A 12,951-nucleotide genomic window follows, 5' to 3' on the forward strand; every position below is an offset into this window, starting at 1 on the left:
TCCTGTATTCAACCTGCTCACAGGGCACCCGATCAAACAACTTAGCCGAGTTAAACGAGGCGCCTGAGAACGATGTTCTCTCACTTCGGCAGCAAACCTCGCCTAATCCGGACATGGCATTGACACCTTTTGAACGAAGCTGCAACAGTTGCTCACACCGCAGCCCATGGGAGGAACACCCGGTGACCGTTAGTGCCGACAGGGATCTTCACTACGACCCCTATGACGTCGAACAAAACATCAACCCGTATCCGATGTTTGCGCGGCTGCGCGAGGAAGCTCCGCTCTACTACAACCCGGATCTCGACTTCTACGCGCTGAGCCGATTCGACGATGTCAACAAGGCCGTCATCGACCACGAAACGTTCATCTCCGGCCGGGGCGCATTGTTGGAGATCATCAAGTCCGGCATGGAGATTCCTACTGGGACATTGATTTTCGAGGATCCGCCGCTCCACAACATCCATCGCAATCTGTTGTCACGGGTGTTCACCCCGCGCAAAGTCGCTGCGCTGGAACCACAAATCCGCGAATTCACCACCCGCTGCCTGGATCCGTTGGTCGGCACCGGCCGGTTCGACTTCGTCAACGACCTCGGCGAACAGATGCCGATGCGGGTAATCGGCCTGCTTCTGGGCATTCCGGAGGACCGGCAGCGCGCAGTCACCGACTACGGCGAGGCGACGCTTCAGAAAAAAGAGGTCGACCTACTGGCCACCGGCGAGGTGTTCGCCGAATTCATCGACTATCGCCGCGATCACCCGTCCGACGACATCATGACCGACCTGCTCAATGCTGAATTCACCGACGAGACCGGCACGGTACGGCGGCTGGCCCGCGAGGAGCTGTTGCTCTATTTGACGGTGATCGCGACCGCCGGGTCGGAGACCACCACCCGGCTGATCGGCTGGGCCGGAAAGACACTGGCCGAATACCCGGATCAGCGCCGGGAACTCGCCGAGAATCCGGCCCTGATCCCGCAGGGGATCGAAGAGCTGCTCCGCTGGGAACCGCCGGCGCTGCAGATCGCCCGCTACGTCGCGCGGGACACCAAGTACTACGGGCAGACAGTCCCGGAGGGTTCGGCGATGTTGATGCTCGTCGGTTCGGCCAACCGTGACCATCGCCGGTTCGAGCCCGACGGCGACGTGTTCGACATTCACCGTGAACTGAAGTCGCACATGACCTTTGGGGCGGGCACTCACTTCTGCATGGGCAACGCCCTGGCCAGGATGGAAGGGCGCATCGCGCTCGAAGAAGTCCTCAAGCGCTTCCCCGAATGGGACGTCGACTGGCCAAATGCTGTGAAATCCCAAACCACTGCGGTCCGCGGATGGGATGCCATGCCGACGATCGTTCCCTGACATCCACCAACTACGACAAGAGGATTCAAGAACATGGCAGGACGGGTAGAAGGCAAAGTCGCACTCATCACCGGTGCGGCACGCGGACAGGGCCGCGCCCACGCGGTCCGGCTGGCGTCGGAAGGCGCCGATATCATCGCGGTCGACATCTGCAAGAAGGTCGAGACGGTCGAGCTGATCGCCGCCTCCACGCCAGAGGATCTGGCTGAGACCGCCGATCTGGTCAAGAATGCCGGTGGCCGCATCTTCACCGCCGAGGTCGACGTCCGCGACTACGACGCGTTGAAGAGTGTGGTCGACGCCGGTGTCGAGGAGTTCGGCCGGCTCGACATCATCGTCGCCAACGCAGGCATCGGTAACGGCGGCCAAACGCTAGACCAGACCAGTGAAGCCGACTGGACCGCGATGATCGACATCAACCTCGCCGGCGTCTGGAAGACGGTGAAAGCCGGTATGCCGCATATCCTCGCGGGCGGACGCGGCGGATCGGTGATCTTGACCAGCTCGGTGGGCGGGATCAAGGCCTACCCACACTGCGGCCATTACGTCGCCGCCAAACACGGAGTGGTTGGCCTGATGAAGACGTTCGCCGTGGAGCTGGGTGCCCAGAACGTCCGGGTCAACTCGGTGCACCCGACGAACGTGAACACCCCGCTGTTCATGAACGAGGGCACGATGAAGCTGTTCCGCCCCGACCTGGAGAATCCGGGCCCCGAGGACATGAAGATCGTGGGACAGCTGATGCACACGTTGCCGATCGGCTGGGTCGAACCCGAGGACATCGCCAACGCCGTGCTGTTCCTGGCCTCCGATGAGGCCCGCTACATCACCGGTGTCCAACTGCCCGTCGACGGCGGCAGTTGCCTGAAGTAGTTCCCACTCCGCAACAGACCGTTCACGTTCTGTCGGTACTGCCTAGCCTCGCGCGGTGTTGACGTCACCGTCGAGGCGGGGCGGGTGGTGAAAATCTCCGCGCATAACGAGAATCCGCACAGTTGGGCAGACTTCTGCGCCTTGAGCCGGTAAGTCAGCATGGCGGCGGAGGGCTTCCACGGGAACCGTGGATTGGTGCTTAGAGGCCCGTGCGTCAGACTTCCGACTCTGCCTGCCCTCCCCACGACGGACACCTGCACAGTTGATCACCAGAGAAGGGAGCGGCACCGTGGACGTCATTCATCCGCGCTGCGCGGGTCTGGACATCTCGAAAAGGGACGCCACAATCTGCGTCCGGATCAACGGCGCGGGTCGTCGAAAAACTACCGAAACGGTCACCACATTCGGAGCGACCACCCGCCAGATCGTGGCCTCGCGCGATCATCTGGCCGAACAAAAGGTCACCTGCGTGGTGATGGAAGCCACCGGCGATTATTGGAAGCCGTTCCACTACCTGCTGGAGGACGTGGCCGGGGGCAGGGGCCTGCACACCCGGCTCGACCCGCTACCCGCGCCACGGCACACCGCCGGATCGCGTCGTGTGGCAGGTGCAGTACGGACAGTAGAGCCGACCCGGTGAGAGTAACGACGCTGAAGCTGCAGTACATCACGCCCGTCGCCGGAGTCTGCCGCCGATAGGAACACGACTGGCAAGAAGCAAGGCGAGCTGCCGGTGATCAACCCACCGAAGAAGCCGATCAGCAGCAGCGTGGCCATGATCAGTATTCGGTGCCTGCCAGGCCATGGGCGCGATTGTTGTTGACTCACGGCTGTACTCGTGCCGACCTGACGGTGGATACCGCGCGACCGCTGCCGGGTCGCAATCACCGACGAGGTTGCGACTACACGCCACGACGGCCCTGCACACCGCGGTCGTCGTTATCACCGCGCGAGTAAGCACCCGCGCCGTAACCCGCAGACCGTCCATTGTGGTCCCTTCCACCGCCTCGGTACGGCGTGCCGACGCCGAGTTGCTCAAGGAGTTCGGAGCCGCCGGGCGCGCGGATGGGTGACCGTCCGAAATTATCAGTGATAGCGGACTTTTCGAGGCGGGGCGGCACCCATGTGGGCCGCAGTTGTTCAGAGAGTTTCGTATTCGACCAATCCGCGACGCGATCGGCTCCGAATCCCATTCGTACACCACGAAGGCGGCACCCGGCCGTCGATGACTCGGAGGGCAAACACGTCAATGAACATTCACCGCGAAATCGCGGCGGCGGTAGGGGCGACAACCCTGACCGCGGCTGCCATCATGACGATCTCAACCGGCGTTGCCGGTGCCGATATCACCAGCGACCTGGTCGGACCAGGGTGTGCGGGTTACGCCATGCAGGTTCCCACCGGCCCGGGTTCGGTTACCGGTATGGCACAAGACCCCGTCGCCGTCGCCGCGTCGAACAACCCGATGCTGACCACCCTGACGGCTGCCGTATCGGGCAAGCTCAATCCGAACGTGAATCTCGTCGACACGTTGGACGGCGGGCAATTCACCGTCTTCGCGCCGACCGACGCTGCTTTCGCCAAGCTGCCGGCGTCCACTGTCGAGGCGCTCAAATCCGACTCCGCCAGCTTGACCAAGATTCTCACCTATCACGTCGTACCCGGTCAGCTCTCTCCGGCCGACGTCGTCGGCGCACACCCAACCGTGCAGGGCGCTCCGGTGACTGTGACTGGCACCGGCAACGACCTCAAGGTGGACGGCGCATCGGTCGTCTGCGGCGGCGTGCGCACCGCCAATGCCACCGTATACATGATCGACACCGTTCTGATGCCACCGGCCAACTGATACTGACGGCACTCGAGGAATGCTGAGTGCGGTGGCGGTGGTGCCGGACAAACGCCGCCTTCGACGTGACAAACCCTGCGGCGACGGCATCACCCCACGCGCACTGCTCAAACGATCCTCTGGATGCACTTCTGTTCGACGCGCCGCGTCATCCGCCAGCCGTCGGCAGTCCGGATGAACGCGTCGTCGTACCAGAGTCCGCAGAACATGACCTGGCCGTTGTCGCCGAGCGCCATCGGATTGAACAGGATCGTGCGCGAGGTCGCGGTGTCCCCCTCGATCCGGATGTCGAAGTTACCGAGCATGTGGAAGTACGCCGGAAAATTCGGCAATACCTCGGCAAGCCAGGCTTTGACGTCGGGGAAGGTCCCCGCGATACCGCCCAGCTCGGTGTAGTCGATGTGCGCGTCTGCCGTGAAAACGCGATCCAGGTCGTCGAACTGGCGATTGTCGATGGCCGTGGAGTAGTCCACCAGCAGCTGCTGGATCTCCAGCCGATCCGAAATCTCTTCAAGACTCAGCATCGGAGTGATTCAACACCGTCGTGCCGCGCCCCGGTGGGGAGGTCCACGCCAGCGAGACAAGTCCACTAAGGTAACCCTAACAAAAGTTGGCTGCCGAGTGGAGGACGAGTGTTCCAGGGCCCCGAATTCTCACTGACCATTGGCTACGCCAGTGACATGGGCACCGCCGAATACATCGCCATGCAGCTGGCCGACGCGTGTAAAGCGGCCGGCGTCGACGTTACCGAAACCGAACTCAACGACCTCTCCCTCGACGACCTAGCGGCCGCCAGTCACTTCATCGTGGTGGCCTCGACATTCGGCGAGGGCGAAGTTCCCGACAACGGCACCGTGTTCTGGGAGGAGCTGTCGGTATCCAAAGCCCGTCTGGACCATGTGGCCTACGCCGTCCTGGCCATCGGCGACAGCTCCTATGAACTCTTCTGCAATGCCGGTCGCCTCTTCGATGCCCGGCTGGCCGAACTTGGGGCTCGCCCGCTCGCCGACCGCATCGAGTACGACTGCTACCACGAGGGTGACGCTCGCGAGTGGATCGCCGACATCGCCAAGATGATCGAGGCGGCCAGCACCGCCGCGCCCGGGCATACCGCAGCCGCGGTGCCGATGGCACCGCGGCCGACCCCGACCCGCAACACCACCCGATGGACGGACGCGAACCCGTATATGGCGACGGCCGTGGTGAACCGGCTCTTGACGGCGACGGACTCCGATAAGGAAGTCCGCCACATCGAACTCGATCTCGGCGATTCCGGCATCACCTACGAAGCCGGCGATTCGGTGGCCGTTCATCCGATCAACTCGCCCGACTTGGTCGCGGCCCTGCTGGCGAAACTGGGTGTCGACGCCGCGTTCGCCCCCGCCGGCGGCGAGCGGCCGCTGGACGATCTGCTCACCAACGAGCTGGAGATCTGCACGCCATCGCGGGCATTACAGGCCTTGATCGCCGCCCGCACCGACAATGCCGAGGCCGCGGCCGCGCTGAATTCCTCAGACCCGGCGGCGGTGTCGGCCTGGCTGTATGGCCGCGATGTTCTCGACCTGCTCGACCTCGCCGAGCTGACGCCCGAGGAGCTGCTAGAAGTGTTGCGGCCCTTGCAGTTTCGCGATTATTCGATCGCCTCCAGCCCGCAGGTCCATCCCGATCAGCTGCATCTGACGGTGGCGACCGTGCGCTATCGCTACCGCGAGCGCGACCGCGGTGGTGTCGCCTCGACCTTCCTGGCCGACAAAGTCTCCGGTGGTCAGGCGGTGCGCATCCACTTGCGGCCGAACCACAACTTCCGGCTGCCCGCCCCCGACGTGCCGATCATCATGATCGGACCCGGCACCGGCATCGCACCGTTTCGAGCGTTCCTGCACGAACGCCAGGCGATCGCAGCGCCGGGCAAGTCCTGGCTGTTCTTCGGTGATCGTCGCCGCGCCACCGATTTCCTCTACGGCGATGAGCTGTCGGAATTCGTCGAGTCCGGCGCGCTGACCCGGCTGGACCTGGCGTTCTCTCGCGAGCAGGACAGCCCGAAGACGTACGTCCAGCACCGGATGAAGGACAACGCCGCCGAGCTGTTCTCCTGGTTGCAGGACGGTGCGCATCTCTATGTATGCGGTGACGCCGACCGGATGGCCAAGGACGTCGACCGGACCCTGCACGAAATCGTCGCCGACGCCGGCGGCATGGACGCCGCGGGCGCCCACGCCTATGTCAACGAGCTGATCAAGGCCCATCGGTACGTGCGCGACGTCTACTGACGCCATCGGCGCCCGGACGCCTGGGGCACCGCGGGTTAGGCTCGGAACCCATGCGCAGACTTCTTGCGAGCGCGATCACCGGGCTGAGCCTGCTGACCGCGTCGACCGGTATCGCCACCGCCGACACCGACCAGCCGCCGGGTTCGGTACCGATCCCCGACGGACCCGCGCCGGCCTGGATCATCGCCGATATGGACACCGGCCAGGTGCTGGCGGGTCGCGATATGTACGCCGCCCACCCGCCGGCCAGCACAATCAAGACGCTGCTGGCCCTCACCGTGCTGGACGAGCTGCCTGACCTGAACGCGACTGTCGTGGCCAATAACAACGACACCCTGGTCGAATGCAACTGTGCGGGAGTCCGACCCGGCCGGGTCTACACCGCACGCCAGCTGCTCGACGGGCTGCTGCTGGTATCGGGCAACGACGCCGCCAACACCCTGGCAGACATGCTCGGCGGCTTCGGCGCCACGGTGGACAAAATGAACGCCAAGGCCGTCACGATCGGCGCGACCAACACGCATGCGACCACACCGTCCGGCCTGGACGGACCGAGCGGGTCGGGGTGGACCACCCCGCATGACTTGGCTGCCATCTTCCGGGCGGCGATGGCCAATCCGGTGTTCGCGCAGATCACCGCGCAGCCGGTGGCCATGTTCCCGACCGATGCCGGTGACAGGCCGCTGGTCAATCAAGACGAGTTGCTGGCGCGCTACCCGGGAGCTGTCGGCGGCAAGACCGGGTTCACCGATGCGGCCCGCAAGACGTTCGTCGGCGCCGCCGACCGCTCCGGCCGCCGGCTGGTGATCGCGATGATGTACGGGCTGATCCACGAAGGCGGCCCCACCTATTGGGATCAGGCGGCGACGCTGCTGGACTGGGGTTTCGCCCAGAACCGCTCGGACAGCGTAGCCACGCTGTAGTCCGCGCGGCTAGCGGTGGCCGCCGTCGGTGTAGACGACGCTGTTCGGGACGTCACCAACTACGTCGAAGCAAAGCTCTCTTGCAAGAACGTTCTAAACCCATCGCAACGCTTTCGAGATTCGATCGCGTCGTTGCCGAGGTGCGCGCTGATTAGCCTCGGCGGCCATGCCGGCCCACCCGTTCATCGCACTGCTGAGCATTGCCATGTCCCTCGTTCTGGTGGCGCCGGCCGCCGCAGCGCCCGCTCCCCAGCCGGCTGGCGCGGTGGCAGCTCCGCCCGACGGCCCGGCCCAGGCCTGGCTGGTCGCCGACCTCGACAGCGGCCAGATCCTCGGCGGCCGCGAACCGTATAGTGCCCACGCGCCGGCCAGCACCATCAAGGCGCTGCTGGCGATGGTCGTACTCGACCAATTGGCTCCCAACACCGCGGTCCGGGCGAGCGCGGCGCACACCCAAGTCGAATGCTCGTGCGTCGGTTTGGTTCCGGGCCAGGTCTACACGGGGCGACAACTGCTCGACGGCCTGCTGATGGTGTCGGGCAATGACGCTGCCAACCTGCTGGCCGATATGTTCGGCGGCCCCCAGGTCGCGGTGCAGAAGATGAATGCCAAGGCCTACCAACTCACCGCACGCAGCACCAAGGCCGGCTCCCCGTCGGGCCTGGACGGGCCGGGCTGGGAATCGGTGACGACGCCGCATGACCTTGCGGTGATCTACCGAGAAGCGTTGCGCTACCCGCTGTTCGCGCAGATCGTCCACCAACCCTCAGCACTGTTCCCCGACCGGTCCGGGTTCAAGGAGCTCAAGAACCAGGATCGCCTGCTGCGCAGCTACCCCGGCTTCATCGGCGGCAAGAGCGGATACACCGACCTGGCCCAAGAGACCTATGTCGGCATGGCCCAGCGCAACGGGCACCGGTTGATCGTGGTGCAGATGTATGGCAGCGACGATCTGCGGGGCCAGGCCGCGAAACTGCTCGACTGGGGTTTCAGCCACTACAGCCAGTGACCCGCCCGCTCGGAGCAACCAGCGTCGGTGTTTCGGCGCCGGGCACCACGGTGTCGGTGAGCGGTAACGGGGGCAACGGAGGTGACGCCAACGACAACACCGGTGGTGACAACAACACGGCCGGTCTTGGCGGATCCGGCGGCACATCGATCACCGGCATCACGGGCCAACCCGGGGTGGACGGTAAGGTCTGCAGTGAGACGTAAGACACGGCGGTTGCCGGTCTAGCTGGCTGTTCCGGTGTGGTGGCGCCTTACGCTCTCAACACCTCTGACACGTTTGAAAGGCCACCATGCGAGTTGATGCTTTCGCTCCGGCGTTGCGTACGTCCCAGGACGAGGGCGGCGGCGTCAGCGTCACCGGGTTTCCGATGACTAGCTGTTTCGCCGACGCATTGCCCGCACAGATCACCGTGCCGGTGGTGGTGGCGGTGTCCGCCCCCGGTGGGGGCGACTACGACCCCCGCTTGTTTCTCACCGCCACCTCACCCGACGGACAACGGGTCGGGGCGATGGAGTTCAGCTGGCACTGGCCTGACCTGCCGGTGCCGGTCAAATTCCGAGTGTTCGCGCAGCACTTGCCTATTCGAGTGGAGACCGCCGGCATCTACACATTGCGCTTGCATCAGAACACTGACGACGCGGAAACCGAGCACCTATTCGAGCTGCCGATCATGCAACGCAATCCCCTCCTGACGACGCCTTAGCGAAGGACCACACCATGGTTTCATCGGGTCCGACCGATGCAGATGTCGTCGTCAGTCAGTATCAGCGTTGGCAATACCCCGAACCCGTCGAGGATCTGGACGGGTGGCTCGTAAACAACTGGCAGTGGTTCGATCCCAGCCACGCGCACCGGCTGCTGTGGCCGGACCGTCCGCACATCCAGGACATGGACATCTTGGTTGCCGGATGCGGCACCAACCAGGCCGCCGTCCTGGCCTACACCAATCCTGAAGCCCGCATCACCGCGATTGACGTCAGCGGCCCGTCGCTCGATCACCAGCGGCACCTGAAAGACAAGTATTCGTTGGGCAATCTCGATCTCCGCCTTCTTCCAATCGAAGAGGTCGGAAGTCTGTCTCTCGACTTCGACCTGATCGTGTCCACCGGCGTGTTACATCACCTCGCCGATCCGGATGTCGGGATGCGCGCACTGGCCGACTGCCTGCGTATCGACGGTGTGGCGGCCATCATGGTGTACGCCACCCACGGCCGCGACGGCGTCGAACTGATGCAAGGCGTCTTTCGAGATCTAGGTCTGCGGCAGGACTCGCAGTCCCTGGAAATCGTCAAGGACGCGCTGCGGGTGCTGCCCGCCGATCACCCGGTGCGGCGCTACCTCGCGGTGGCGCCAGATGTGAGCTACGACGCTGGGCTTGTCGACACGTTCCTGCACGGCCGTGACCGCAGTTTCACTGTGCCCGATTGCCTGAATCTGATCGAGAACGCGGGCCTGACGTTCCAGGACTGGCTCTTCAAGAGCAACTACTACCCGCCGAACGACGGTGGTACCTTCTACCGCGCGGTAGCGAGCGTGGAACCGCACCGGCAGTGGGCATTGGCGGAGCGCATCAACACCTCCAACGCCTGCCATTTCTTTACCGCGTGTAGGCCGGACCGATCGCCGGCGACCTACCGGGTGGACTTCTCCTCCGCAGCGGTCGCCGACTACGTGCCTGTCTTGCGCTACCGCTGCAAGGCGGTCGGCACCGACCTGGTGAGGCCCGGTGGTCGTCGGGCACTAACCTCCGTCGAGCTCGCGTTCGTCCAACGCATCGATACGGCTCGGACTATCGCCGAGATCACCGAGCAGGTCGGGCGTAGCGGAATCGTCGCCGACGTGGATGGCCTAACCACGCTGGGCGCGAACATCTTCGAGCGGCTCTGGCAACAGGATTTCATCGCAATCGACCTAAGCCGCCTTGCGCGCTGATCTGCACGCGGAGCAACCCGCTAGTAAACCTGGCCGCGCAGGATCACCAGGTCAGGGTGGCACAGCACGTCGGCGCCGCCGCGCGGATCCTCGATGAAACACACCAGATCCGCCGGGCCGCCGTCGTCGTTGACGGGCCGGCCCAGCCACCGCCGAGCATCCCAGCAGGCCGCGCCGAGCGCCTCGGTCGGGCTCATCCCGATGCGCTTGAGGGCGTCGACCTCGTCAGCGATGCGGCCGTGGGCGATCGTGCTGCCCGCGTCGCTGCCAGCGTAGATCGGGACGCCGGCCTCCCGAGCGGCGGCCATCCGCGGATAGCAGCTGGCGTAGAGGTCGCGCATATGGGCGGCGTACGTCGGGTATTTGCCTGCGGCGTCGGCGAATCCGGGAAAGTTCTCGATGTTGATCAGGGTGGGCACCAAGGCAGTGCCGTGCTCGACCATCATCGCGATGGTGTCGTCGGTCAGGCCGGCACCGTGCTCGATGCAATCGATACCGGCGCCGATCAGGCCGGGCAGGGCGTCCTCACTGAACACGTGTGCGGTGACGCGGGCGCCTTCATCGTGCACGGCTGCGATCGCGGCGCGTAGGACGTCATCGGACCACAGCGGCGCCAGGTCACCCACCGACCGGTCGATCCAGTCGCCGACGAGTTTGACCCACCCATCGCCGCGGCGGGCCTGCTGCGCCAGCGCTTCGGGTAGCTGCCACTCGTCTTCGAGTTCGATGGCGAAACCGTGCGAGTAGCGCTTCGGGCGGGCCAAATGCTTCCCAGCCCTGATGATGCGGGGCAGATCGTGGTGATCATCGAGGCTACGGGTGTCGGTCGGCGAGCCGCAGTCGCGCAGCAGTAGGGCACCGGCCCCGCGCTCCACCTCGGCCTGGGCGATCGCCTCGTCGAGCGGGATCTCGCCGTGCTCCCCCAGCCCGACATGGCAGTGCGCGTCGACCAGACCCGGGAGGACCCAGCCGCCGTCAAAGACGGTGTCAGCATCGGCGACCGGTTCGGCGCGCAGGACGCCGTCGACGATCCACCATTCGACGGGCTCGCCATCGGGCAGGCCGCGGCCGCGAACATGCAGGGCCCGGGCGGGCACGCTAGTTCTTGCCCGGGAACTTCAGCTTGGACAGATCGAAGTCGGCCAACCCGGGAGGCAGCTCGTTGAGCCCCTCGGGCATTCCGGACAGGTCGGGGAAACCACCGGGCATACCACCGGCGAGCAGCGGATTGCGCTTCGGCGGCGTCGGTCCCCTGCCGCTCTTCTTCTTGCCCGACTGCTTGTTCTTGCCCTTGGCAGCCTTCTTCGATGAGCGCCGACCGAAGGGCATGCCCATCGCTCCGGCCATCTGTGACATCATCTTTCGCGCCTCGAAGAAGCGGTCGACGAGCTGGTTGACCTCCGACACGGTGACACCGGAGCCGTTGGCGATGCGCAGCCGCCGTGAGGCGTTGATGATCTTTGGGTCGGCACGCTCCTGCGGCGTCATGCCGCGGATGATGGCCTGCAGCCGGTCGAGCTGCTTGTCGTCAACAGTGGCCAGGGCGTCCTTCATCTGACCCGCACCGGGCAGCATGCCCAGCAGGTTGCCGATCGGGCCCATCTTGCGGATCATCAGCATCTGCTCGAGGAAATCCTCCAGCGTCAGCTCACCGGACCCGATCTTGGCGGCGGCCTCCTCGGCCTTCTCCTGGTCGAAAACCTGCTCGGCCTGTTCGATCAGGCTCAGCACATCGCCCATGCCGAGGATGCGACCGGCCATCCGGTCGGGGTGGAAGACGTCGAAGTCCTCGAGCTTCTCACCGGTCGACGCGAACAGGATTGGGACGCCGGTGACCTCGCGGACCGACAGCGCCGCGCCACCGCGGGCGTCACCGTCGAGCTTGGTCAGCGCGACACCGGTGAACCCGACACCGGTGCCGAAGGCTTCGGCGGTGGCCACCGCATCCTGGCCGATCATCGCGTCCAGGACGAACAGGGTCTCGTCGGGGTGCACAGCGTCGCGAATCGCGGCGGCCTGGGCCATCAGCACATCGTCGATACCGAGACGGCCGGCGGTGTCGACGATGACGACGTCGAAATGCTTGGTCTGCGCTTCGGCGAGGCCGGCGGCCGCGACGGCGACGGGGTCACCGGGCCCAGCGGCATCGGTGTCGGCAGCGTCGGGTGCGGTGCCCGGGTGGGGGGCGAAGACGTTGACGCCGGCCCGCTCGCCGACGATCTTGAGCTGGTTGACCGCCCCGGGGCGCTGCAGGTCGCAGGCCACCAGCAGCGGGGTGTGGCCCTGGCCCTTGAGCCATTTGGCCAGCTTGCCGGCCAGCGTCGTCTTACCGGCTCCTTGTAGGCCGGCCAGCATGATCACCGTCGGCGGGTTCTTGGCGAAGGCCAGCTGGCGGGTCTCACCGCCGAGGATGCCGATGAGCTCCTCGTTGACGATCTTGACGACCTGCTGGGCAGGGTTGAGTGCGCCGGAGACCTCGGCGCCACGCGCCCGCTCCTTGATGCGATTGACGAAGGCACGCACGACCGGCAGCGAGACGTCCGCCTCGAGCAGCGCCAGCCGGATCTCACGCGTGGTCGCGTCGATATCGGCGTCGGTGAGCCGGCCTTTGCCACGCAGGCCGGAAAGCGCACCGGTCAACCGGTCGGACAGGGATTCAAACACGGGGTAAGCCTAGCGGGCGCAGGGCTGCGGCGAGATCGACGCCATGGTCGCGCCTAGGACGTCAACC

The 12,951-nt window shown here is 65.2% G+C and carries 12 protein-coding genes and 2 pseudogenes; 10 read left to right on the top strand and 4 right to left on the bottom strand.

Going from position 1 to position 12,951, the window contains the following annotated elements; genetic code table 11:
* Positions 1 to 182: 182 nt before the first annotated feature.
* The 3 genes and pseudogenes from G6N13_RS23640 to G6N13_RS23650 form a co-directional block, all read left to right on the top strand.
* Positions 183 to 1,364: a cytochrome P450 gene (locus G6N13_RS23640; RefSeq protein WP_163701264.1), complete on the top strand. Its 1,182-nt coding sequence runs from the start codon at positions 183 to 185 to the stop codon at positions 1,362 to 1,364.
* 33 nt (positions 1,365 to 1,397) lie between these two features.
* Positions 1,398 to 2,237: a mycofactocin-coupled SDR family oxidoreductase gene (locus tag G6N13_RS23645; RefSeq protein ID WP_163701267.1), complete on the top strand. Its 840-nt coding sequence runs from the start codon at positions 1,398 to 1,400 to the stop codon at positions 2,235 to 2,237.
* 289 nt (positions 2,238 to 2,526) lie between these two features.
* Positions 2,527 to 2,763, top strand: a pseudogene (locus tag G6N13_RS23650) (IS110 family transposase); the annotation flags it as partial.
* 49 nt (positions 2,764 to 2,812) lie between these two features.
* Here the strand turns inward: G6N13_RS23650 and G6N13_RS25580 are convergent.
* Positions 2,813 to 3,014 (bottom strand): annotated as a pseudogene (locus tag G6N13_RS25580) (cytochrome c biogenesis protein DipZ); the annotation flags it as partial.
* A gap of 535 nt (positions 3,015 to 3,549) precedes the next feature.
* Between G6N13_RS25580 and G6N13_RS23655 the strand changes: the two are divergent.
* Complete coding sequence (locus G6N13_RS23655; protein ID WP_197746816.1) at positions 3,550 to 4,083, top strand: fasciclin domain-containing protein; 534 nt, start codon at positions 3,550 to 3,552, stop codon at positions 4,081 to 4,083.
* Between the two features lie 107 nt (positions 4,084 to 4,190).
* Here G6N13_RS23655 and G6N13_RS23660 read toward each other — a convergent pair whose 3' ends face one another.
* Entirely contained in the window at positions 4,191 to 4,607 is a 417-nt protein-coding gene (locus G6N13_RS23660) for a nuclear transport factor 2 family protein (RefSeq protein ID WP_163701275.1), read from the bottom strand.
* 156 nt (positions 4,608 to 4,763) lie between these two features.
* Between G6N13_RS23660 and G6N13_RS23665 the strand changes: the two genes are divergently transcribed.
* From G6N13_RS23665 to G6N13_RS23690, 6 genes are all read left to right on the top strand, one after another.
* Positions 4,764 to 6,353: a sulfite reductase subunit alpha gene (locus tag G6N13_RS23665; protein ID WP_407663950.1), complete on the top strand. Its 1,590-nt coding sequence runs from the start codon at positions 4,764 to 4,766 to the stop codon at positions 6,351 to 6,353.
* 50 nt (positions 6,354 to 6,403) lie between these two features.
* On the top strand, positions 6,404 to 7,276 hold the full coding sequence (locus tag G6N13_RS23670) for a D-alanyl-D-alanine carboxypeptidase family protein (protein ID WP_163701281.1): 873 nt from the start codon (positions 6,404 to 6,406) through the stop codon (positions 7,274 to 7,276).
* Between the two features lie 166 nt (positions 7,277 to 7,442).
* Positions 7,443 to 8,285, top strand: coding sequence for a D-alanyl-D-alanine carboxypeptidase family protein (locus tag G6N13_RS23675; RefSeq protein WP_163701284.1), 843 nt, complete (start codon positions 7,443 to 7,445; stop codon positions 8,283 to 8,285).
* Positions 8,282 to 8,491 carry a hypothetical protein gene (locus G6N13_RS23680; RefSeq protein WP_163701287.1) on the top strand — a complete coding sequence of 70 codons (210 nt, stop codon included), beginning with the start codon at positions 8,282 to 8,284 and terminating at the stop codon, positions 8,489 to 8,491. The genes G6N13_RS23675 and G6N13_RS23680 overlap by 4 nt, the downstream gene beginning before the upstream one ends.
* 86 nt (positions 8,492 to 8,577) lie before the next feature.
* Entirely contained in the window at positions 8,578 to 8,991 is a 414-nt protein-coding gene (locus G6N13_RS23685) for a hypothetical protein (RefSeq protein ID WP_163701290.1), read from the top strand.
* Between the two features lie 14 nt (positions 8,992 to 9,005).
* Positions 9,006 to 10,220: a class I SAM-dependent methyltransferase gene (locus G6N13_RS23690; RefSeq protein WP_163701292.1), complete on the top strand. Its 1,215-nt coding sequence runs from the start codon at positions 9,006 to 9,008 to the stop codon at positions 10,218 to 10,220.
* A gap of 20 nt (positions 10,221 to 10,240) precedes the next feature.
* On the opposite strand, the gene G6N13_RS23695 is transcribed toward G6N13_RS23690, so the two are convergent.
* Entirely contained in the window at positions 10,241 to 11,317 is a 1,077-nt protein-coding gene (locus G6N13_RS23695) for a metal-dependent hydrolase family protein (protein ID WP_163701296.1), read from the bottom strand.
* A 1-nt stretch (position 11,318) separates the two neighbouring features.
* On the bottom strand, positions 11,319 to 12,884 hold the full coding sequence (gene ffh / locus G6N13_RS23700; RefSeq protein ID WP_163701298.1) for a signal recognition particle protein: 1,566 nt from the start codon (positions 12,882 to 12,884) through the stop codon (positions 11,319 to 11,321).
* Positions 12,885 to 12,951: the final 67 nt, after the last annotated feature.

It is taken from the genome of Mycolicibacterium sarraceniae, from assembly GCF_010731875.1.
In the GTDB taxonomy this organism is placed as follows: Bacteria; Actinomycetota; Actinomycetes; order Mycobacteriales; family Mycobacteriaceae; genus Mycobacterium; species Mycobacterium sarraceniae.